This is a genomic window from Allokutzneria albata (assembly GCF_900103775.1).
In the GTDB taxonomy this organism is placed as follows: domain Bacteria; phylum Actinomycetota; class Actinomycetes; order Mycobacteriales; family Pseudonocardiaceae; genus Allokutzneria; species Allokutzneria albata.
Window position 1 is genome coordinate 3068824 of sequence record NZ_LT629701.1, and the last position, 21713, is coordinate 3090536.

Genomic DNA, 21713 nt, shown 5'->3' on the forward strand with positions numbered 1-21713 from the left:
AGAACGTGCGTCACGCCGGGCGAGAGCGCTTGAGGGGAAGCCGTCGAGTTCGCCCGCGGAACGCTCCGCCCTCCTCGCGCGCGACCTTGCGGAACCTCAAGCGAAAGTGGGACAGCGTCCGTGTCCGTGAACTCCGACCTCACCGGTCTGACCACCCCCAACCTGCCAGAGGACTGGACCGAGCTGGACCGGCGTGCGGTCGACACCGCTCGCGTCCTCGCCGCCGACGCCGTGCAGAAGGTCGGCAACGGCCACCCCGGTACCGCGATGAGCCTCGCGCCCGCCGCCTACACCCTCTTCCAGCGGGTCATGCGGCACGACCCGGCGGACGCGGACTGGCCGGGCCGGGACCGGTTCGTCCTCTCCTGCGGGCACTCCAGCCTCACCCTCTACATCCAGCTCTACCTCTCCGGCTACGGCGTCGAGCTGGACGACCTGAAGGCGCTGCGCACCTGGGGCTCGCTCACCCCCGGCCACCCGGAGCACCGGCACACCCCGGGCGTGGAGATCACCACCGGCCCGCTGGGCCAGGGCCTGTCCTCCGCGGTCGGCATGGCGATGGCGGCCCGCCGCGAGCGCGGCCTGTTCGACCCGGACGCCGCGCCCGGCGAGAGCCCGTTCGACCACCAGATCTACGTGATCGCCTCCGACGGTGACATCGAGGAGGGTGTGACCTCCGAGGCCTCCTCCATCGCCGGGCACCAGCAGCTGGGCAACCTGACGCTGATCTACGACGACAACAAGATCAGCATCGAGGACGACACCGCGATCGCGCTGAGCGAGGACGTGGCCAAGCGCTACGAGGCCTACGGCTGGCACGTGCAGCACGTCGAGGGCGGCGAGAACGTCAAGGACCTGCTCGCCGCGCTGGAGGCGGCCAGGGCCGAGACCGAGCGCCCGTCGATCATCCTGCTGCGCACCGTCATCGGCTTCCCCGCGCCGAACAAGATGAACACCGGCAAGATCCACGGCTCCGCGCTCGGCGCCGAGGAGGTGGCCGAGGTCAAGAAGGTGCTCGGCTTCGACCCCGAGCAGAGCTTCGAGGTGGCGCCGGAGGTGCTGGCCCACGCCCGCGAGGTGGTCAAGCGCGGCGAGGCGGCCCGCGGCGAGTGGCAGAAGTCCTTCGACGCGTGGGCCCAGGCCAACCCGGAGCGCAAGGCCCTCTACGACCGCCTCGTCGCCAAGCGGCTGCCCGAGGGCTGGGCCGACGCGCTGCCGACGTGGGAGGCCGACGCCAAGGGCCTGGCCACCCGCAAGGCCTCCGGTGAGGTGCTCTCGGCCCTCGCCGACGTGCTGCCGGAGCTGTGGGGTGGCTCCGCCGACCTCGCGGAGAGCAACAACACCACCATGAAGGGCGCGGACTCCTTCGGCCCGGCCTCGATCTCCACCAAGGAGTGGAAGGCCAACCCGTACGGCCGCACGCTGCACTTCGGCGTCCGCGAGCACGCGATGGGCTCGATCCTCAACGGCATCGCGCTGCACGGCCCGACCCGCCCGTACGGCGGCACCTTCCTGGTGTTCAGCGACTACATGCGCCCGGCGGTGCGACTGGCCGCGGTGATGAAGTCCCCGGTGATCTACGTGTGGACGCACGACTCGATCGGCCTCGGCGAGGACGGCCCGACCCACCAGCCGATCGAGCACCTGGCCGCGCTGCGCGCCATCCCCGGCCTCGCGATCGCCCGCCCGGGCGACGCCAACGAGACCGCCGCGGTGTGGAAGAAGGTGCTGGAGACCCAGGAAGGGCCGACCGGCATCGCGCTGACCCGCCAGAACGTGCCGACGCTCGAAGGCACCTCCGCCGAGGGCGTCGCGAAGGGCGGCTACGTCCTGGTGGACACCGAAGGCACCCCGGACGTGGTCCTCATCGGCACCGGCTCGGAGCTGCAGATCGCCGTCGCCGCCGGGAAGATCCTCGCCGAGCAGGGCGTTGCCGCCCGTGTGGTGTCCATGCCGTGCGTCGAGTGGTTCGAGGCGCAGGACCAGTCCTACAAGGACTCCGTGCTCCCACCGGCCGTGAAGGCCCGCGTCGCCGTCGAGGCGGGCATCGCGCAGCCGTGGTACCGCTACGTCGGCGACGCCGGTGAGATCGTCTCGATCGAGCACTTCGGCGCGTCGGCCGACTACCAGACCCTCTTCCGCGAGTTCGGCTTCACCGACACCGCCGTCGTCGAGGCCGCCAAGCGCAGCATTGGAGCGACGAAGTGAGCAACCCCAACCTCATCGCACTGAGCGAGGCCGGTGTCTCGGTCTGGCTGGACGACCTCTCGCGCGAGCGGTTGGAGTCCGGCAACCTCGTCCAGCTGATCAACGAGCTGTCGGTGGTCGGCGTGACCACCAACCCGACGATCTTCGCGGGCGCGCTGTCCAAGGGCACCGCCTACGACAAGCAGGTCGCCGAGCTGGCCGAGCGCGGCGCCTCCGTCGACCAGGCGGTCCGCGAGATCACCACCGCCGACGTGCGGCACGCCTGCGACGTCTTCCGCGCCACCTGGGAGGCCACCGACGGCCTCGACGGCCGGGTCTCCCTGGAGGTGGACCCGCGCCTGGCGCACGACACCGACGGCACCGCGGCCGAGGCGCAGGAGCTGTGGAAGGCGGTGGACCGGCCGAACCTGATGGTGAAGATCCCGGCGACCGTCGCCGGTCTGCCCGCGATCACCAAGGCGCTGGCCGAGGGCATCAGCGTGAACGTGACGCTGATCTTCTCGGTGGAGCGCTACCGCGCGGTGATGGACGCCTTCCTGGAGGGCCTGGAGCAGGCCAAGGCCAACGGCCACGACCTGTCCAAGATCGCCTCCGTCGCCTCCTTCTTCGTGTCCCGGGTGGACAGCGAGGTGGACAAGCGGATCGGCGCGCTGGGCACCCCGGAGGCCGAGGCGCTGCGCGGCCAGGCCGCCATCGCCAACGCGCGGCTGGCCTACGCCGCCTACGAGGACGTCTTCGCCTCGCCGAGGTGGACCGCGCTGGCCGAGGCGGGCGCCCGCCCGCAGCGCCCGCTGTGGGCCTCCACCGGCGTGAAGGACCCGGCCTACTCCGACACCCGCTACGTCGACGAGCTGGTCGCGCCGGGTGTGGTCAACACGATGCCGGAGAAGACCCTGCACGCGGTCGCCGACCACGGCAAGATCACCGGCGACACCGTCACCGGCACCGCCGAGTCGGCCCAGGAGGTCTTCGACGCCCTGGCCGACGCGGGCATCGACCTCGACGACGTCTTCGCGGTCCTGGAGACCGAGGGCGTCGACAAGTTCGAGAAGTCGTGGGCCGAGCTGCTGGAGACGGTGACCGACCAACTCGGCCGAGCGAAGGGTTGAGATGACTGACATTTCGGTCACACTCGTCCACAGTGGACTGGCGGCCGAGGCCGCCCCGCTGGTGGACAAGCTGGTCGCCGACCAGTTCGCGAGCAAGCTGACCGCGCAGGACGCCACGCTCTGGGGTCCCGCCGCCGAGCCCGAGGCGTCCATCCGGCTGTCCTGGACCACGCTGCACGAGACCTCCCGCCCGCTGCTGGCGGAGATCGACGCCCTGCGCGCCGAACTGCACGGCGAGGGCGTGGACCGGGTGGTGCTCGCGGGCATGGGCGGCTCGTCCCTGGCACCGGAGGTGATCTGCGCGACCGCGGGCGTTCCGCTCGTGGTGCTGGACACCACCGACCCGGCCCAGGTGGCGGACGCACTCGCCGGTGACCTGGAGCGCACCGTTCTCGTGGTGTCCTCCAAGTCCGGCGGCACGGTGGAGACCGACAGCCACCGCCGCGTCTTCGAGAAAGCCTTCCAGGCGAACGGGATCGACCCTGCCCGGCGCATCGTCGTGGTCACCGACCCCGGCTCGCCGCTGGCCAAGGCGTCGGCGGAGGCGGGCTACCGCAAGGTGTTCCTCGCCGATCCGCACGTGGGTGGCCGCTACTCGGCGCTGACCGCTTTCGGCCTGGTGCCCAGCGGTCTGGCCGGTGCGGACATCGCCACGCTGCTCGACGACGCCGCCTCGGCCGCCCCGGCGCTGTCGGCGGACTCCGCCGACAACCCGGCGCTGGTGCTGGCCGCCGCGTTCTCCGCCGCGCACGCGCGCGGTGCGGAGAAGGTCGTCATCGCCGACGCCGGCTCGGGCATCAAGGGCTTCGCCGACTGGGCGGAGCAGCTGATCGCCGAGTCGACCGGCAAGGAGGGCACCGGCCTGCTGCCGGTCGCGGTCGAGGGCATCGACGCGCCCGGTTTCGCCGACGCCCGCGAGGACGCCACTCCGGTGAGCATCGGCGGTGCAGCGGGTGCGGCGGCCGTCGCGGTCGCCGGCTCGCTCGGCGGCCAGTTCCTGTTGTGGGAGTACGCGACCGCGGCGGCGGGCAGGCTGCTCGGGATCAACCCGTTCGACCAGCCCGATGTCGAGGCGGCGAAGAAGGCGGCGCGCGCGCTGCTCGATGCTCCCGCTGACGAGACGACGGCGGCACCGGCCATTTCGGACGGTCCGATCGACGTCTACGCGTCGGGGCTGACCGGCGAGGCCGCGGGCTGGGCGGACAAGCTGTTCGCGCCGGAGACCGAGACCGTGGGCGCGGCGCTGAAGGCGCTGATCGACGCGGCGCCGGAGCACGGCTACCTCTCGATCCAGGCGTACCTCGATCGCAACGACGACGCCTCGATCGCGGTGCTGCGCAAGGAGATCGCGCGGCGCACCGGGCTGCAGACCACGTTCGGCTGGGGTCCCCGGTTCCTGCACTCCACGGGCCAGTACCACAAGGGCGGCCACCAGAACGGCGTGTTCCTGCAGATCACCGGCTACTCGCCGGAGGACCTGGAGGTGCCGGACCGCCCGTACACCCTCGGAGTGCTGCAGAAGGCTCAGGCGCTCGGCGACGGACAGGTGCTCGCCGAGCACGGGCGTCCGGTGCTGCGCCTGCACCTCACTGACCGGGCCGAGGGCCTGGTCCACCTGGTGAAGGCGGTGCAGGACTCCCTGTGAGCAAGACTTGGCGCAACCCGCTGCGCGACGAGCGGGACAAGCGGCTGCCCAGGATCGCCGGGCCCTGCGGCCTGGTGATCTTCGGCGTGACCGGCGACCTCAGCCGCAAGAAGCTGATGCCTGCCATCTACGACCTGGCCAACCGGGGGCTGCTGCCGCCGGGCTTCGCGCTCACCGGCTTCGCCCGGCGGGAGTGGGCCGACCAGGACTTCGAACAGGTGGTGTACGAGGCGGTCAAGCAGCACGCCCGCACGCCGTTCCGGCAGGAGGTCTGGGACCGGCTGGCCGAGGGCTGCCGCTTCGTGCAGGGCAGCTTCGACGACGACGAGGCCTTCGACAAGCTGGTCGAGACCATCGGCGACCTGGACCGGGTCCGCGGCACCGGCGGCAACCACGCGTTCTACCTGTCCATCCCGCCGGGCGCGTTCCCGGCGGTCTGCCGCCAGCTGGCCCGCTCGGGCCTGTCGGCGCAGAACCCGGACCAGTGGCGCCGCGTGGTGATCGAGAAGCCGTTCGGCTCGGACCTGGCCTCCGCCAAGGACCTCAACCGCGTGGTGAACGAGGTCTTCCCCGAGGACTCGGTGTTCCGCATCGACCACTACCTCGGCAAGGAGACGGTGCAGAACATCCTGGCGCTGCGCTTCGCGAACCAGTTGTTCGAGCCGATCTGGAACTCCAACTACGTCGACCACGTGCAGATCACCATGGCCGAGGACATCGGTCTCGGCGGTCGCGCCGGCTACTACGACGGCATCGGCGCGGCGCGCGACGTGATCCAGAACCACCTGCTCCAGCTGCTGGCGCTGACCGCGATGGAGGAGCCCGTCTCCTTCGACCCGGCGGCGCTGCGGGCGGAGAAGGTCAAGGTGCTCTCGGCGACCCGTCCCGCGGGCCCGCTGGACGAGACCACCGCGCGCGGGCAGTACACCGGCGGCTGGCAGGGCGGGCAGAAGGTGCCCGGTCTGCTGGAGGAGGGCGGTTTCGCCCCCGACTCCACCACCGAGACCTTCGCCGCGGTGGAGCTGGAGGTCAACACCCGCCGCTGGGCCGGGGTGCCGTTCTACCTGCGCACCGGCAAGCGGCTGGGCCGCCGCGTCACCGAGATCGCGGTGGTGTTCAAGCGCGCCCCGCACCTGCCGTTCGACTCCACGGCCACCGAGGAGCTGGGCGAGAACGCCCTGGTGATCCGGGTGCAGCCGGACGAGGGCATCACGCTGCGGTTCGGCTCGAAGGTGCCCGGCACCGCGATGCAGATCCGCGACGTGACGATGGACTTCGGCTACGGCCACGCGTTCACCGAGTCCTCGCCGGAGGCCTACGAGCGGCTGCTGCTGGACGTGCTGCTCGGCGAGCCCTCGCTGTTCCCGATGAACGACGAGGTCGAGCTGTCCTGGAAGATCCTGGACCCGGTGCTCAAGCACTGGGCCGCGAAGGGCCGTCCCGAGGAGTACAAGGCGGGCACGTGGGGTCCGCCCTCGGCCGACGCCATGATGGCCCGCACCGGACGTCACTGGAGGCGGCCATGAGTCACAATGCCCGCTCTCGTGGACGCCGACCGGGTGCGGGTATCCCGCATGAGCGCAGGAGGCGCCCGTGATCATCGACCTGCCCTCGACCACGACCTCCCAGGTCAACAAGAAGCTGGTCGAGCTGCGCGAACAGGGCGGAGCGGTGGCGCTGGGCCGGGTGCTGACCCTGGTCATCGTCACCGACGACGGGGCACGCACCGAGGAGGCCATCGACGCGGCCAACGACGCCAGCCGCGAGCACCCGTGCCGGGTGATCGTGCTGGCCCGCGGTGCCCGCAAGGCGGCGGCGCGGCTGGACGCCCAGGTCCGGGTCGGCGGTGACGCCGGGGCGAGCGAGGTCGTGGTGCTGCGGCTCTACGGCCCGCTGGCCGACGAGGGCGCCAGCTGCGTGGTGCCGCTGCTGCTGCCGGACGCCCCGGTGGTGGCGTGGTGGCCGTTCGAGGCGCCGGACAACCCCTCGCAGGACCCGATCGGTGCGCTGGCGCAACGCCGGATCACCGACGCGGCTGCCGAGCGCAACCCGATCAAGGCGCTCGACCAGCGGCGTGAGTCCTATGTGGACGGTGACACCGATCTGGCCTGGACGCGGCTGACCTCGTGGCGGGCCCTGCTGGCCGCCGCGCTGGACCTGCCGCCCTACGAGAAGGTCACCGCGGCCACCGTCTCCGGCGAGGCCGACTCGCCGTCGACGGACCTGCTCGCGGCCTGGCTGTCGGCGCGGCTGCGGATCCCGGTGACCCGCACCAAGGCCAGCTCCGGCCAGGGCATCGTCTCCGCGGTGCTGGAGCGGCGCTCCGGCAAGGTGGAGCTGGTCCGCCCGGACGGCAAGGTCGGCACGCTCGAACAGCCCGGCCAGCCGGACCGCCGCGTCGCGCTGCAACGCCGCCCGGTCCGCGACTGCCTGGCCGAGGAGCTGCGCAGGCTCGACCCGGACGAGACCTTCGCGGAGACGCTGCGGGCGCTGCCCAAGGTGGTCCGCGGTCGCGCGGCGCCGAAGAAGCCCGCGGCCAAGCCGAAGGCCGCGAAGAAGCCGGAGCCCGAAGCCCCGGCCGAAGCAGCGGCACAGGCCGAGGCAAAGCCGAAGAAGGCCAAGCCCGCCAAGGCGAAGGCCAAGAAGTAGGCGCGAAGGGCGTCCACTCCGGTGGGCGCCCTTTTCGTTGCTCCTTTCGGCCGAACGGGCGTGTGGTGTAGAACTACGCCCCACACCTGCCGGTTCGGGAAGGACTGTCATGGCGGATCAGCGTCGATCCCCGCAGGGATTGGACCGTCGGCGTTTCCTCGGGTACGTGCTCGCCGCGCCGACCCTGGTGGCCGCCGCGCAGCTGGGCGGCCCGGCCCCCGAGGCAAGTGCCGCGATCCCGACGCTGCCGCAGCCCGCCGATCTGTTCGACCTCAACGACCTGCTGACCACCGCGGCGCTGCCGTCCTCGGGCCTCGTCGCCGTGCAGGTGCACACCGACGGCACCGCGTCGTTCGCGCTGCCCCGCGCCGAGGTCGGCCAGGGCGTCACCACGTCGACGGCGATGCTGATCGCCGAAGAGCTGGACCTGCCGGTCGACAGGATCAAGGTCACGCTGGCCGACTCCCGGCCGGAGCTGCTGTTCAACCAGCTGACCGCGGCGTCGAACACCACGATCTCCACCTACACCCCGATCCGGGTCGCGGCCGCGGTCGCCAGGGGACGGCTGCTGGCGGCAGCGGCGATCGTCCTCGGGGACACGGTCACCAACCTGACGAGCCGCCTCGGGGTGATCACCGGTCTCGGCGGGAAGAGCGTGACCTACGGCGAACTCGCGACGCGGGCCGCGAGCACGCGGGTCGAACAGGTCTCGGTCACCCTGAAACCGCGCTCCGAGTTCACGGTCATCGGCACCTCGCACAACCGGGTCGACGCGCTCGCGGCCGTCACCGGGCGCAAGGTGTTCGCGATGGACCTGAAGATCCCGGACGCGCTGCCGACGATGGTGTGCAGGCCGCCGACGATCAACGGCACCGTGCGGTCGGTGCTCAACGCCGAGACCGTGCGGAGGATGCCCGGGATCACCGACGTGATCACGATCTCCACCGGGGTCGCGGTGCGCGGCCGCACGTTCGGCCAGTGCGTCGACGCGGTCCGGGCGCTGCGCGTCGACTGGGGCAAGGGCACCGTCGAAGGGGCCTCCGACGCCTCGGTGCTGCGCGAGCTCAAGGCGGCCCAGCTCCCGCTCGTGGTGCCGCCGCTGCCGCTGCTGGCCAAGACGCTGGACGCCGAGTTCACCTTCGCCTTCCGCAGCAACAGCGCGCTGGAGACGAACTGCGCGATCGCCGACGTGCGCCGCGACCGCGCCGAGATCTGGGGCAGCCTCAAGTCGCCGATCGTGGCGCAGCAGGCGATCGCGGCCAAGATCGGGCTGCCGCAGAGCGCGGTGCGGGTGCACGTCACCGAGGGCGGCGGATCGTTCGGCCGCAAGCTGTTCTTCGACGCCGCGCTCGAAGCCGCCGAGATCTCCCGCAAGCTCGGCAAGCCGGTGAAGCTGATGTGGCACCGCACCGACGACTTCCGGCAGGGCCGGACGCACCCGATGTGCACCTCGCGCATCCGCGCCACCTACGCCGCGGGCAACGTGCTGACCTTCGAGCAGCGGCACACCAGCGTGTCGACCGACTTCGGCCACGGCCTCGGGGAGATCATCACCGGCCTCGCGGCCAAGCTCCCGGTCGGCGACCTCACCTTCTCCGAGACCGTCTTCACGCTGACGCAGACCATGCCCTACAACTTCGGCGTCACCACCCAGCTGCTCAACGAGGTCGAGCGGGGCTTCAACACCGGCAGCATGCGCAACATCTACTCCCCCGACGTGTGCTGCGCGCGGGAGCTCTTCGTCGACCAGCTCGCGAAGAACATGGGCAAGGACCCGTACAGGTTCCGCCAGGAGTTCCTCCGGGACCATCGGGCGCGCGCGGTGCTGGTCAAGGTGGCGAAGGTCGGCAACTGGGGTCGCGCGATGCCGGCCGGGACCGCGCAGGGCATCGCGATCCACACCGAGTACAAGGGATTCGCCGCCGCGCTCGTCGAGATCGACTGCCGCCCCGCGACGGTGAACCGGAGGATCCCCTCGGCCCGCACCGGCCCCCGGGTGACCAAGGTGGTCTTCGCCGTCGACGCGGGCCTCGCCGTCAACCCGCGCGGGCTCCAGGCCCAGATGATGGGCGGGATCAGCGACGGCATCGCGCTCGCGCTCACCTCCAGCCTGCACCTGAAGGACGGCTACTTCCTGGAAGGCAGCTGGGACAACTACTTCTACACGCGCCAGTGGAACGTGCCGAAGGACCTGGAGATCATCGTGATGCCCCCGACCACCGGTCAGCCCGGTGGCGCGGGGGAGTTCGGCGTCGCCGCGAGCTACGCCGCCGTCGCGTGCGCCTACACCCGCGCGACCGGAAGCCTGCCGACCACCTTCCCGGTCAACCACGACGACCCGCTCGGCTTCGACCCGCTGCCCACCGTGCCGCCGATCCCGCAGTCCCCCACCAACGGCCTCGGCAACGCCTTCTAGGAGAACCCGTGCCCGAACACACCTTCATCCTCAACGGCGAGCAGGTCACCGTCGACGTCGAGGACGATGTCCGGCTGTTGTGGGTGCTGCGCGACATCCTCGGCGTCACGGGCCCGAAGTACGGCTGCGGCGTCGAGGTCTGCAAGGCCTGCGCCAGCCACATCAACGGCAAGGTCTTCAACCCCTGCGCGGTCCGCGTCGGCGACATCAAGCCCACCGACCGGATCACCACCATCGAGGGACTGCCCGGCACCGTCGGCACACCCCTGCACCCCATGCAGCAGGCCTGGATCGACCGCGACGTGGCCCAGTGCGGCTACTGCCAGCCGGGCCAGATCATGACCGCGGTCGCGAAGGTCCGCCAGGCCAAGGCCCAGGGCAGGAAGATCACCGACGCCGATCTCGACGAGATCCGCAACATCTGCCGGTGCGGCACCTACAACCGCATTCGGGAGGCCATCGCCTCCGCCGCCGAGCGCATGTAGATTTCCCCCAAATGGGGTCAAGTTGCGCCCCTGGCACGAAATCTCCGCCGTTTTCGCGTCCTGACCTGCACAACGGCTTGCCACCACGGAAATATGTGATGTGTGGCAGGCTCGTCTGGCATTTCCTCAGCACGCCCTGCTCCCATCGGGGGAATACGACTTCCCCTGGGGCGCGAAGGGGACGACCATTTGTGCGAGCGAATCGGGGGGCGTCGATGAGCGAAGTCGAAGAGGTGCGCGCCGGACTGCACGCGGTCCGCGAGGACATTCCGCTTTCCCGGGTAACCGAGGCACGCAGGCGGTTGACCGCGGTGCACTCCGAGCTGAGCGACGCGTGGAAGGACAGCTCCGACCACCGTCCGGACAAGGCACGGCACCACCTCGCCCAGGCGCAGCGGGCCGTGAGCGACGGTGAGGCCACCCTCCAGCGGGCGCTGGGGTGCCTGCGCACGGCGGCCGTGGAGCTGTGACGCCGTGGTGTCCTCGATCGGCGAGCTCCGGGCGCGGCTCCAGGCCGCCGTGGACGAGCTCCCCCTCGACGACCTCACCGCGGCCAGGGAGCACCTGCGCGGCGTCGTCCTCCCCCGGCTGCACCACCTGGCCCGATCCAGTTCCAACCCCCGGCTGCACGAGGCGCTCGCCGCGCTCAACCGCGCCGGGGTCGAGCTGGACAGCGGGCGGCGGCACGCGCACGAGACGCACCGCGTCACGCGGGACTACATGCACTCCCTGCTCAGCGCGCCGCAGGACGACCGGACCTACCGGTTCACCGAGCACGCCGTGCACGCCCCGCCGACGCGCCCGGTCGCGGAGACCTCCCCGGTCGTCTCGCCACGACGGCAGCCCGCGCCCTGGGTGACCGACAACCCGAGGACCTGGCCCGGCCGGGTCGACGAGGGGCAGGTCGGGCGGCGGTTCGCGTTCAACGACGACGAGCGGTCCATCGCGCGCTGGCTCGCCCGGCTGTACCCCTACCGGATCGCCCCCATTCCGAGGACGGACGGGCGCACCGCCGATTCCGCGGTCAACGGCTACACCGTCGAGTTCAAGACGCTTCGGATCTCGCCGGAAGCCCCGCGACACGGACCCGAGAACATCGGCAGAACGATCAAGAAGATGCAGCGGGACAGGCGCGGGGGCCTCGGGCAGGGCAACAACATCATCATCGATGCGTCCCGGGTGACGCTCTCGAAAGAGCAGGCGCTCCAAGGCCTGAACGACTACCTCGGCAGCTTTCCCGACCGTGCTGAGCGACTGGTGCGCGTCCGCATCCTGGGCGCCGACTACGAGATCGATTGGAACCGCACCCGTGGCTGACTACGTCGAGCTGTACTTCGGCGCTCCCCAGGACACCGACGACAGCACCGCCATCGCGTACCTCGGTGACCTCCTCGGCGTGCGCTTCGAACCGTCCACCGCCTACTACGCCGACTACGAGGCGCACGACGGACGCCGCCACTACGACCTCAACCTGGGCATCGAAGAAGACGAAGACGACCCGGACGTCGACATGCCGTTCACGAAAATGCCTTATGTGCTCACCCTGCGCGGCGACCGCGACATGGACGCCGAGATGGAAAGCATCGGCCGCAAGCTCATCCCACAACTACGCCAACGCGGATACCTCCCCGCACGCCTCATCTACGGCACCCTGCTCCTGCTCGACAAGGCCGACTAGCCCTTCCACAGTGGACATTCCGGCAATTCGCAGAAAGGTCGTCTATTTGTCGTGACGTCGCGGAGTCCTTAGCCTGGGCCGCACGCCACCACACCAAGAGGACCCCTTGAGCGACGATCATCCGATGCCGGGGCGACCCGCCCCGTTGCTGTCCACCACCGTGGCCACCGCTTTGCTCGCCGCCGTCACGGTGCTCGGCCACCACCTCTGGCTCTCCGCGGACGGAGCGCCGTTCTTCGGCGGCAAGGGCCTCGTCTTCCTCGCGCCGTTCGCGTGGATCGTGCTCCGCAGCTCGAAGTCGATCGGCGCCAACCGGCTGTGGGGGCTCGTGCCCGCTTTCGGCGCGGGCATCGTGGTGTTCCTCAGCCTGTTCGCGACGCTCAGCTCCGGGTGGGACGAGCCCTGGCCGCTCTTCGTCAGCTACGTGACGGGGTGGACGGTGCTGGCCGTGGTGTTCGCGCTCTGCTCACGTCGCCCATTGCAGCGCGTCAGCCACCGCCGCCTCGACGTGTAGGCGGGTGGTCGGGAACACCGGCAGCGGGCTGTCATCCTGCGTGACCAACAGCTCGATCTCGGTGCAGCCGAGGATCACGCCCTCCGCGCCCGCGTCCGCGAACCGGGCGATGACCTCGCGGTAAAGCCTCCGCGACGCCTCGGACATCTCGCCCCTGACCAGTTCGTCGTAGATGACGCCGTGCACGGCGGCACGATCGGCGGCGTTCGGCACGAGCACGTCGAGCCCGTGGCTTTCGAGCCGCCCGCGGTAGTAGTCCCGCTCCATCGTGTAAGCCGTGCCCAGCAAGCCGACGCGGCGCACCCCGGCGGCGATGACGGCTCGCGCGGTCGCGTCCGCGAGGTGCAGCAGCGGAACCCTGATGGCGGACTGAACACGGTCAGCGATCTCGTGCATCGTGTTGGTGCACAACAGGATGAGGTCCGCGCCCGCCGCCTCCAGCTTGCGCGCCGCCGAGCCGAGGAGTTCTCCGGCCTCGGTCCACCGCGCTTCGGCCTGCAGCCGTTGGACGTCGGCGAAGTCCACGGAGTACAGCACGCACCTGGCCGAGTGGAACCCACCCAGCTCCCGCCGGACCAGCTCGTTCACCAGCCGGTAGTACTCGGCGCTGCTCACCCAGCTCATGCCGCCCAGAAGACCGATCGTCCGCATGCCGGCAGACTCGCACGGTCGTGGCCAAAGCAGAACTACGATCTCCTTCGATCCACCAAAGCTGTACTTTGGGCCTGTGGATGCGCGACGCGTGCTGCTCTTCCGGGAGATCGCCCGGCACGGTTCGCTCAGCGCGGCGGCGCGCGCCCTGGGCTGGACGCAGCCCGCGATCAGCCAGCACCTCCGCGGACTGGAGCGCGAGGTCGCACAGCCGCTGGTCGTACGTGAGGCGACGGGCGTGCGGCTCACCGACGCCGGCACCGCGCTGCTGCGTCACGCGGACGCTCTCGCGGCCCGGCTCGCGGCCGCCGAGGACGAGCTGGCGATGCTGGCCGACCTGCGTTCCGGCAGGCTCCGCATCGCGGCGTTCCCGTCAGCGGCCGCGACCGTGGCGCCACGGCTGATGACCGAGCTGACCCGGCGGTACCCCGACCTCGACGTCCGCCTCGTCGAGGTCGAGCCGCCGGAAGCACTCGGCCTGCTCCGCGCGGGCGACTGCGATCTGGCCATCGTCTTCGACCACGCGCCCGCGGACACCGACCTCGCGGTGCACCCGGTGCGCGACGATCCCGTTCGGGTGGTGCTCGCGGCTGATCATCCCCTTGCGGCGCAACGGACGGTGGACCTCGCGAAGCTTGCGCGCGACAGGTGGATCGCGGGCTGCGCGCGGTGCCGGGACCACCTGCTCCGGCTGAGCCGTCGAGCGGGCTTCGAGCCGGACATCCGCCACGAGACCGACGACTACGTGGTGGTGCAGAACCTCGTCGCCGCCGGCTTCGCGGTGGCGTTGCTGCCGCGGCTGGCCTTGGACGCCTTCACCCATCCCGGGGTGTCGGTCGCGCCGGTCCGCGGCGGCGCGTCCCGTGTGGTCTCCGCCGTCACCGTCGCCGGGTCCGACGGCGTCCCCGCGATCAAGGCCGCGATCGGGCTTCTGCGAACGGCAGGCGGTCGAACACGATCCGCATCTCGATGATCTTGCCGTCGCGCACGGTCAGCAGCTCCGCACCGGGCGCGCTGGGCACCAGGACCGTCTCGGTGTCGTACATCAGCAGCGCGGTGGTGTCGTCGCCGTAGCAGGCCAGGAGCGCGGCAGCCTCCAGGCTCTCGACGAACGGACCCATGAAGGCGTGAAACGCTTGCGCCCCTTGGACAAGTCCGGCAGGCGCGTGGCACACGACGTCGTCGGCGATGTAGGTCATCGCGTGCTCGAGGTCGTGGTCGGTCCAAGCCTTGTGATAGGCCAACGCGGTGGCGAGCGCGGTCATGGTGGCTCCTCTCGTGCGGTTGTCCTCTGTAGAGACGCCACCTCGGCCCGGATCGGAACGGTCGTGTGCGAAGATCCCGCGATGAGCCGCGACGCGCATGAGTTTCACCAGCTCACGGCGCCTTATCACCGTGAGCTTCGTGTGCACTGCTACCGGCTGCTCGGATCGCTCACCGACGCCGAGGACGCGGTTCAGGAGACGCTGCTCGCGGCGTGGCGCGGCCTCGACGACTTCGAGGGGCGGGCGTCGCTGCGGGCGTGGTTGTACCGGATCGCCACCAATCGCTGTCTGAGCGAACTGCGCAGTGCGAAGCGTCGTCTGCCGGTCGCTCCGGTTCCCCCGTTCGAAGTTCCGGAACCCACCAGCCACAGCGACATCACGTGGCTTCAGCCCTATCCGGACGATCCGGCCGCGCAGCACGAGTCGCGCGAGGCCGTCGAACTCGCGTTCATCGCCGCGCTCCAACACCTTCCGCCGCGTCAGGCCGCCGCGGTGGTCCTGCGGGACGTACTGGACTTCACGCTCGACGAGGTCGCTTCCATGCTCGGCACGGGGACGACCGCGGTCAAAGGCATCCTCCAGCGCGCTCGCGCCGCGCTGCCCGCACCGTCCGCGCGGCCCACCCTCGATGAGGAACGGGATCTCGCACGGCGCTTCGCGGAAGCGTTCTCCGCCGACGACGTCGAAGGCGTGGTCGCGTTGCTGACCGACGACGCCTGGCTCTCCATGCCGCCCGCCCCGCACGCCTACCGAGGACGCGAGGCGATCGCGGCCTTCCTCACCGCCAGCGCCACCTGGCGCGCAGGGCGGCACTTCCGCCTGGTGCCCACGCGCGCCAACGGTCAACCGGCGTTCGTGTGCCACCTCGACGGCGAGATGACGAGCGCGATCGTGCTGACGATCACGGCACCGGGGATCGGCGCGATCACGCACTTCCTCGACGAAACCCTTGCGGCGACGCTAGGAACTCCCTGACTCCTCGGGCGTGGCCTCGTGCCCCGGCTCGCCCTTCGTCCTGCGCTGCTCTTTCAGGTTCGCCTCGTACACGTGCCGACGTCCCCCGATCAGGTCACGGGCTTCGCGTTCGAGTCCGCGGAAGGGGTCGTAGTAGGTGCTCTCGTAGTCCTCGATCACCTGGAACGTCCACCGACCCGGGAGCACGTTGCGGCCCAGCAGCTCGCGCGAGAGCTTCTCGGCCAGGTCGTGCCGACCGGCGTCCTCGAACAGCTTGATCGCCCGTTCGACCTTGAAGTCCGCCTCGCCCGTGAGCTGGTGGAAGGCGTAGAGGTGCCCGCGCGCGATCTCCACCGTCTCCAGCGCCTCGGTCAGCGCGCCGACCGCCTCCACCGTGTTCTCGTCCGTCATGGCAGGCCGGGTACCCGCCGGACCTAGGATTGCACCGGACAACACGGAAGCAGGAGAGGACGAAGAGTGACCCGACCGCAGGTAGTGGTGCACAGCTCCCCCGAGCTGCTGGCGGCGGCCGCCGCGGCGCGGCTGGTGACCAGGCTGGTCGACGCGCAGACGGCGAGGGGTTCGGCCTCGGTGGTGCTGACCGGCGGCGGTACCGGGATCGCCGTGCTCGAACAGCTGCGCGAGCTGCCGGCTCGGGACGCCGTCGACTGGTCGAGGGTGGACGTGTACTGGGGCGACGAGCGGTTCCTGCCCGCGGGCGACCCGGAGCGCAACGAGACGCAGGCCCGCGCGGCGCTGCTGGACCACCTCCCGGTGGACCCGGAGCGCGTGCACGTGATGGAGCCCAGCGACGGGCGCTTCGGCGACGACCCGGAGGCCGCTGCCGCGGACTACGCGGAAGTGCTCGCCCGGGCCGCGCGGCCGGAGGACCACGGGCCGGTGCCGACCTTCGACGTGTGCATGCTCGGCGTCGGCGGCGAAGGGCACGTGGCATCGGTGTTCCCGTCCTCGCCCGCGGTCTACGAGACCGAGCGGACCGTGGTCGCGGTGCGCAACTGCCCCAAGCCGCCGCCCACCCGCGTGTCGCTGACGCTGCCCGCGATCCGGCACGCGACCGAGGTCTGGCTGCTCACCACCGGCGACGCCAAGGCCGCCGCGGTGTCCATGGCGCTCGGCGAGGCCGGAGAGGTCCAGCTGCCCGCGGCCGGTGCCCGGGGTCAGCTGCGCACGCTGTGGATGCTCGACCGCGCCGCCGCCGCGAAGGTGCCGGGGGTTTTCGTCCCACCGCTGGTCTGACCGGCCGCGCGGAACCATCCCGCGCGTGACGCGAAAAGCTGATCGAGTCCCGGCCCGCTGCCCGCCGATTTCGATGCCGAGCGGGCCGGGGCTCACCCGTGAACAGACCGTTTCACGAATCATTCGCCGGTGTGCGCAACAAGCGAGCAAAAATCTGCACCGCAGCACATCTCACGTTGTCCACGATGCTTCTCCATTCACTCCCGGCGATGGCCGTGACCTCCGGGCGGTCAGAGCACGGCTGGGACTACGCCCACGCCGCCAACCACTATTCCTGGGAATACGGCCACGAATCGACCACGATGGCATGCGACGAAGAGCCGGACAACAGCTCGGTGTGGGCCAGCAGATTCACAGCTTCAGGGTGCGCGAAGACGGCGACGGGTTCTCTCCTGAGGTGTATCTCGGCAGGGCGACCGGCTGAGCGTTTGCCCGCCTCGCGGAAACCACGCGCTGCCGAGGACGGTTCCAGCGGGAATCATCGCCTGGTCGTTCCTGCTATCGACTGGAGAAACCATGCTCCGCCGAACCGTCCTCGTCGCGGTCATCGCCGCGCTGCTGGGCACACCCGCCGCCGGGGCCGCCCCGGACGTCACCAACATCGCGCACCGCGGTGCCTCCCACGACGCACCGGAGAACACCCTCGTCGCGATGCGCCTCGGCGCGCGGATGCGGGCCGACCTGGTGGAGATCGACGTGCAGCGCACCAAGGACGGGCACCTGGTGCTGATGCACGACACCACCCTGGCCCGCACCACCGACGTCGAGCAGGTCTTCCCCACCAGGGCTCCGTGGAAGATCGCCGACTTCACCCTCGCGGAGATCAAGCGGCTGGACGCGGGCTCGTGGAAGAACCCGACGTTCGCCGGTGAACGCGTGCCCACGCTGCCGGAGTTCCTGCGCGCGCTGGCCCCGCTCCGGGTCGGCCTGCTCCTGGAGGCCAAGGCGCCCGAGCTCTACCCGGGCATCGAGCGCGAGATCGCCAGGCAGGTCGGCGCCTGGCCGTCGTGGCGGGGCCGCGTGCAGGTGCAGAGCTTCAACTGGCCGTGGATCAAGGCCTACCGCGCCCTGGTGCCCAAGGCGGTGCTCGGCGTGCTCGGCACCCCCAGGGCCGAGGAGCTGGCCGAGATCGCCCGCTACTCCGACCAGGTCAACCCGCCGCACGCGTCGGCGACCGCCGAGTACATCGCGGCGGTGCACAAGCACGGGATGAAGGCGAACGTGTGGACCGTGGACTCCGCCGACCTCATGCGCACCCTGATCTCCCGCAAGGCCGACGGCATCATCACCAACCGCCCCGACGTGCTCCGCGACCTCTGACCGTTCTCCACCGGTCGCGCTTGTGCCGCTACCCGGCCCAGCCCGGGTAGCGGCGCCCGCGCGGCAGAAGGGCGCCGGACCAGCGCGGTAGCAGGTGGCGTCCGGTCGCGCCGCGCTCAACGGGTCGAAGACTGAGCGGTCCGGCCCAGCTCCTCCGGCTCCTCAGCTCAAATAATTATGCACTGAATGGCGGCTTCCTCGTCAGCCGTTCGCCGAATTGCTCACCGGCCGGTGAGCCAGTTAGATCGGTTGACAATACCCTCGACCTGGAGACGTGGAGGCTCCACATGCCACAGAACGACGGGCCCCTCTTATGTTTGTCGCAGCCTATTTTGCGTTCCGACAACAAGGAGGCCGAGAGTTCGTCTTCCAGCTTACCTGCAGGAACAGGATAGCCCATGCGCGAAGGATTCTCGCCGGAGAGGAACGCGAGAAGGTAAACGTATTCGGCAGAATCATACTCAGCGCGAAGCCCTACAATCCGGGATGGAGCTACCACCTTGAGCCGGACAGCGTCCAATTCTTCGCGGCCGCGACCGAGAGGAAGATCGCCGACGTACTGCGCACCGGCGGTCAGCGTGGCGAGGTCAGCGGAATTTTCCTACCAGGAGGTTACTGGTTTCCACGTGGTTCGAGAGTCCTTCGTGAAGTCCGCGGTTTCTGAGGACCGGGCTTGTCCGACCTTGACGTAGTACTCACGACAGGTGCGGCCGCGACCGCGTCCACCGTCGCGAACGACTCCTTCAGGGCCCTCAGCGGACCGGCGACGGCGAACGGCCCGGAAGCGGTTGGCTTCCGGGCCGTTCGTCGTGGTGCCGTGCGCCGTTACTCGCCGCGCTGCTGGCGGAGCTTGGCGAGGGCCTCCTCCAGGATCGCCTCGCCGTCGGAGTCGGAACGCCGCTCCTTCACGTACGCCAGGTGCGTCTTGTACGGCTCGTTCCTCGGCGGAGCCGGGGGCTCCTGCGAGTCCCTGCCCGCGGGCAGACCACACCGCGGGCAGTCCCACGTCTCCGGCTCCTCGGCCTCCAACGCGAAGGACGGCTTCACCTCGTGCCCGTTCGAGCAGTAGTACGAGACGCGGCGCCGCGGAGCGGACTCCCCGCGCTCGGACTCGCCCATCGGACCCGCCCCGACCCTGGTGCCGCGGATCGCGTTACCACCAGCCATCGATCCTCACACTCCCGACCCCGTTAGCCCATCGATCCCCAGCGGAGACCAACGCCGTCATGCGCCCGTCTTGAGCAGCAGGCCGACCCCGACGATGGAGATCAACCAGACCGCGCCCACGAAGATCGTGATCCGGTCGAGGTTCTTCTCCACCACACTGGAGCCGGACAGGCTCGACTGCATGCCACCGCCGAACAGGGAGGACAGACCGCCTCCACGCCCACGGTGCAGCAGCACGAGCAGAATGAGCACAATGCTCGACGCGATCAACATGATCTGAAGAAAAAGCTGCATCTCACCCTCGCCGTACAGCGGTTGACATCACAGGGTACCGGGTCGCCTGCGGGCGGATGACCGCCCCCGGGCTCAAATCATTGATGCGAAACCCTAACCCTTTACGGCAGCGGCCCACCGGCGGCGAGCGCGCAGAGCTTGGCGAACTCCTCGCCGTCCAGGCTGGCCCCGCCGACCAGGGCACCGTCGACGTCGTCGCCCTTCATCAGCTCGCTGATGTTGCCGGACTTGACCGAACCGCCGTAGAGGACGCGGACCGCGGCGGAGATCTCCGGGCCGTACTTCTCCGCCAGCGCGGCCCGCAGCGCGCCGCAGACCTCCTGGGCGTCGGCGGCGGTCGCCACCTTGCCCGTGCCGATGGCCCACACCGGCTCGTAGGCGATCACCACGTCCTTGACCTGCTCGGCCTTGAGCCCCTTCAGGCCAGCGATGAGCTGGTCGGTGCAGTGCTGGACGTGGTTGCCCGCCTCGCGGACCTCCAGCTGCTCGCCGACGCACAGGATGGGCGACATGCCGTGCTTGAGCGCCGCGCGCACCTTGCGGTTGACCAGCTCGTCGGTCTCCGCGTGGTACTCGCGGCGCTCGGAGTGCCCGACCACCACGTAGGAGCAGCCCAGCTTGGCCAGCATCGGCCCGGAGACGTCACCGGTGTAGGCGCCGGAGTCGTACGGGGAGATGTCCTGGGCGCCGTACTTCGACAGCAGCTTGTCCCCGTCGGTCAGGGTCTGCACGCTGCGGATGTCGGTGAACGGCGGCAGCACGACGACCTCGACCTTGTCGAAGTACTTGGCGGGCAACGAGAACGCGATCTTCTGCGTCAGGGCGATGGCCTCGAAGTGGTTGAGGTTCATCTTCCAGTTGCCGGCGATGAGCGGCTTGCGGGCCATCTAGTCCTCCAGAACCGAGACGCCGGGCAGGTCCTTGCCCTCCAGGTACTCCAGCGACGCGCCACCGCCGGTGGAGATGTGCGAGAAGCCGTCCTCGGGCAGTCCGAGCTGGCGCACGGCCGCGGCGCTGTCGCCGCCGCCGACCACGCTGAAAGCGTCGGATTTCACCAGCGCCTCGGCCACCGCGCGGGTACCGCCGGAGAACGCCTCGAACTCGAAGACGCCCATCGGGCCGTTCCAGAACACGGTGCGGGCGTCGGCCAGCTTCGCGGCGAACAGCTCGCGGCTCTTCGGGCCGATGTCCAGGCCCTGGCGCTCGGCCGGGATGGCGTCGGTGCCGACGATCTCGATCTCGGCGTCGGCGGCGAACTCGGTGGTGGTCAGCACGTCCACCGGGAGCACCAGTTCGACACCGCGCTTGTCGGCCTCGTCGAGGAACCCGCGGACCTGGTCCAGCTGGTCTTCCTGGAGCAGCGACTTGCCGACCTCGTGCCCCTGGGCCTTGAGGAAGGTGTAGGCCATGCCGCCGCCGATGAGCAGCCGGTCGACCTTGGTCAGCAGGTTCGCGATGACGCCGAGCTTGTCGGAGACCTTCGCGCCGCCGAGCACGACGACGTAGGGCCGCTCGGTGTCGGTGGTGAGCTTGCGCAGCACCTCGACCTCGGCGAGCACCAGGCCGCCCGCGTAGTGCGGAAGGCGCTTCGCGACGTCGTAGACCGACGCCTGCTTGCGGTGCACCACACCGAAACCGTCGGAGACGTAGGCGCCGTCGGGGCCGACCAGCGCGGCCAGCTCGTCGGCCAGCGCGCCGCGCTCGGCCTCGTCCTTGCTGGTCTCGCGCGCGTCGAAGCGCACGTTCTCCAGCAGCGCGACCCGGCCGTCCGCCAGACCGTCCACAGTGGACTTCGCGGACTCCCCGGTGAGGTCGGACGCGAGCGCCACCTCGGAACCGAGCAGCTCGCCCAGCCGCGCGGCGACCGGAGCGAGGGAGAACGTGGGGTCCGGGGAACCCTTGGGGCGCCCCAGGTGCGCGACGACGACGACCCGCGCTCCCGCTTCGGTGAGCTTGGTCAGGGTGGGCAGGGACGCCCGCACCCGGCCGTCGTCGGTGATCTTCGAACCGTCGAGGGGAACGTTGAGGTCGGCGCGCACGAGGACGCGCCGACCCGCAACACCCTCGGCCAGCAGGTCAGCCAGGGTCTTCAAGATGGGTT

At 70.3% G+C, this 21713-nt stretch carries 23 protein-coding genes; 16 read left to right on the forward strand and 7 right to left on the reverse strand.

The annotated features are described in order from the left end of the window. The first annotated feature begins 120 nt into the window (after positions 1 to 120). The 11 genes from tkt to BLT28_RS13820 all read left to right on the forward strand — a co-directional run bounded on the left by tkt (position 121) and on the right by BLT28_RS13820 (position 12704). Entirely contained in the window at positions 121 to 2208 is a 2088-nt protein-coding gene (tkt, locus tag BLT28_RS13770; RefSeq protein WP_030431269.1) for a transketolase, read from the forward strand. Continuing rightward, positions 2205 to 3317, forward strand: a complete 1113-nt coding sequence (gene tal, locus BLT28_RS13775) for a transaldolase (RefSeq protein WP_030431268.1) — start codon at positions 2205 to 2207, stop codon at positions 3315 to 3317. The genes tkt and tal overlap by 4 nt, the downstream gene beginning before the upstream one ends. 1 nt (position 3318) lies before the next feature. Next, entirely contained in the window at positions 3319 to 4962 is a 1644-nt protein-coding gene (locus BLT28_RS13780; RefSeq protein WP_030431267.1) for a glucose-6-phosphate isomerase, read from the forward strand. Beyond that, positions 4959 to 6488, forward strand: a complete 1530-nt coding sequence (zwf, locus tag BLT28_RS13785) for a glucose-6-phosphate dehydrogenase (RefSeq protein WP_030431266.1) — start codon at positions 4959 to 4961, stop codon at positions 6486 to 6488. The genes BLT28_RS13780 and zwf overlap by 4 nt, the downstream gene beginning before the upstream one ends. Positions 6489 to 6555: 67 nt before the next feature. Next, positions 6556 to 7611 carry a glucose-6-phosphate dehydrogenase assembly protein OpcA gene (opcA, locus tag BLT28_RS13790; protein ID WP_030431265.1) on the forward strand — a complete coding sequence of 352 codons (1056 nt, stop codon included), beginning with the start codon at positions 6556 to 6558 and terminating at the stop codon, positions 7609 to 7611. A gap of 109 nt (positions 7612 to 7720) precedes the next feature. Further along, a complete protein-coding gene (locus tag BLT28_RS13795) occupies positions 7721 to 10027 on the forward strand; it encodes a molybdopterin cofactor-binding domain-containing protein (RefSeq protein WP_030431264.1) in 2307 nt (768 codons plus the stop codon). Positions 10028 to 10035: 8 nt separating this feature from the next. Beyond that, complete coding sequence (locus BLT28_RS13800) at positions 10036 to 10512, forward strand: (2Fe-2S)-binding protein (protein ID WP_030431263.1); 477 nt, start codon at positions 10036 to 10038, stop codon at positions 10510 to 10512. Positions 10513 to 10727: 215 nt separating this feature from the next. Continuing rightward, positions 10728 to 10982, forward strand: coding sequence for a hypothetical protein (locus BLT28_RS13805; protein WP_030431262.1), 255 nt, complete (start codon positions 10728 to 10730; stop codon positions 10980 to 10982). Between the two features lie 4 nt (positions 10983 to 10986). Continuing rightward, positions 10987 to 11829, forward strand: a complete 843-nt coding sequence (locus BLT28_RS13810; protein ID WP_030431261.1) for a hypothetical protein — start codon at positions 10987 to 10989, stop codon at positions 11827 to 11829. Beyond that, entirely contained in the window at positions 11822 to 12190 is a 369-nt protein-coding gene (locus BLT28_RS13815; RefSeq protein WP_030431260.1) for a hypothetical protein, read from the forward strand. Before BLT28_RS13810 ends, BLT28_RS13815 begins: the two co-directional genes overlap by 8 nt. 124 nt (positions 12191 to 12314) lie before the next feature. Next, positions 12315 to 12704 carry a hypothetical protein gene (locus BLT28_RS13820; RefSeq protein WP_030431259.1) on the forward strand — a complete coding sequence of 130 codons (390 nt, stop codon included), beginning with the start codon at positions 12315 to 12317 and terminating at the stop codon, positions 12702 to 12704. Here BLT28_RS13820 and BLT28_RS13825 read toward each other — a convergent pair. Next, positions 12657 to 13355, reverse strand: coding sequence for an aspartate/glutamate racemase family protein (locus BLT28_RS13825; protein ID WP_030431258.1), 699 nt, complete (start codon positions 13353 to 13355; stop codon positions 12657 to 12659). The genes BLT28_RS13820 and BLT28_RS13825 overlap by 48 nt on opposite strands. Positions 13356 to 13431: 76 nt before the next feature. Between BLT28_RS13825 and BLT28_RS13830 the strand changes: the two genes are divergently transcribed. Continuing rightward, positions 13432 to 14328: a LysR family transcriptional regulator gene (locus BLT28_RS13830; protein ID WP_030431257.1), complete on the forward strand. Its 897-nt coding sequence runs from the start codon at positions 13432 to 13434 to the stop codon at positions 14326 to 14328. Here BLT28_RS13830 and BLT28_RS13835 read toward each other — a convergent pair. Then, on the reverse strand, positions 14267 to 14620 hold the full coding sequence (locus BLT28_RS13835) for a nuclear transport factor 2 family protein (protein ID WP_030431256.1): 354 nt from the start codon (positions 14618 to 14620) through the stop codon (positions 14267 to 14269). The genes BLT28_RS13830 and BLT28_RS13835 overlap by 62 nt on opposite strands. A gap of 81 nt (positions 14621 to 14701) precedes the next feature. On the opposite strand from BLT28_RS13835, the gene BLT28_RS13840 reads away from it, so the two are divergent. Then, positions 14702 to 15595 carry an RNA polymerase subunit sigma-70 gene (locus tag BLT28_RS13840; protein ID WP_030431255.1) on the forward strand — a complete coding sequence of 298 codons (894 nt, stop codon included), beginning with the start codon at positions 14702 to 14704 and terminating at the stop codon, positions 15593 to 15595. Here BLT28_RS13840 and BLT28_RS13845 read toward each other — a convergent pair. Next, positions 15581 to 15985 (reverse strand): hypothetical protein, encoded by a 405-nt coding sequence (locus tag BLT28_RS13845; protein ID WP_030431254.1) that lies wholly within the window; start codon positions 15983 to 15985, stop codon positions 15581 to 15583. The two genes, BLT28_RS13840 and BLT28_RS13845, sit on opposite strands and share 15 nt — an antisense overlap. A gap of 66 nt (positions 15986 to 16051) precedes the next feature. Here BLT28_RS13845 and pgl point away from each other — a divergent pair, with 66 nt between their 5' ends. The 3 genes from pgl to BLT28_RS42995 all read left to right on the forward strand — a co-directional run bounded on the left by pgl (position 16052) and on the right by BLT28_RS42995 (position 18815). After that, complete coding sequence (gene pgl / locus BLT28_RS13850; protein ID WP_030431253.1) at positions 16052 to 16831, forward strand: 6-phosphogluconolactonase; 780 nt, start codon at positions 16052 to 16054, stop codon at positions 16829 to 16831. Between the two features lie 516 nt (positions 16832 to 17347). Then, the gene (locus BLT28_RS13855) at positions 17348 to 18151 is read left to right on the forward strand and encodes a glycerophosphodiester phosphodiesterase (protein ID WP_030431252.1); all 804 of its coding nucleotides are present in this window, start codon (positions 17348 to 17350) and stop codon (positions 18149 to 18151) included. A 313-nt stretch (positions 18152 to 18464) separates the two neighbouring features. Further along, positions 18465 to 18815, forward strand: a complete 351-nt coding sequence (locus BLT28_RS42995; RefSeq protein WP_081900511.1) for a BP74-related protein — start codon at positions 18465 to 18467, stop codon at positions 18813 to 18815. A gap of 161 nt (positions 18816 to 18976) precedes the next feature. Here the strand turns inward: BLT28_RS42995 and BLT28_RS13865 are convergent, their stop codons facing one another. The 4 genes from BLT28_RS13865 to BLT28_RS13880 all read right to left on the reverse strand — a co-directional run bounded on the left by BLT28_RS13865 (position 18977) and on the right by BLT28_RS13880 (position 21705). Further along, positions 18977 to 19318: an RNA polymerase-binding protein RbpA gene (locus BLT28_RS13865; RefSeq protein ID WP_030431251.1), complete on the reverse strand. Its 342-nt coding sequence runs from the start codon at positions 19316 to 19318 to the stop codon at positions 18977 to 18979. A 57-nt stretch (positions 19319 to 19375) separates the two neighbouring features. Next, positions 19376 to 19612 (reverse strand): preprotein translocase subunit SecG, encoded by a 237-nt coding sequence (secG, locus tag BLT28_RS13870; protein WP_030431250.1) that lies wholly within the window; start codon positions 19610 to 19612, stop codon positions 19376 to 19378. Positions 19613 to 19713: 101 nt separating this feature from the next. Beyond that, complete coding sequence (gene tpiA / locus BLT28_RS13875; protein ID WP_030431249.1) at positions 19714 to 20499, reverse strand: triose-phosphate isomerase; 786 nt, start codon at positions 20497 to 20499, stop codon at positions 19714 to 19716. Beyond that, positions 20500 to 21705, reverse strand: coding sequence for a phosphoglycerate kinase (locus tag BLT28_RS13880; RefSeq protein WP_030431248.1), 1206 nt, complete (start codon positions 21703 to 21705; stop codon positions 20500 to 20502). Positions 21706 to 21713: the final 8 nt, after the last annotated feature.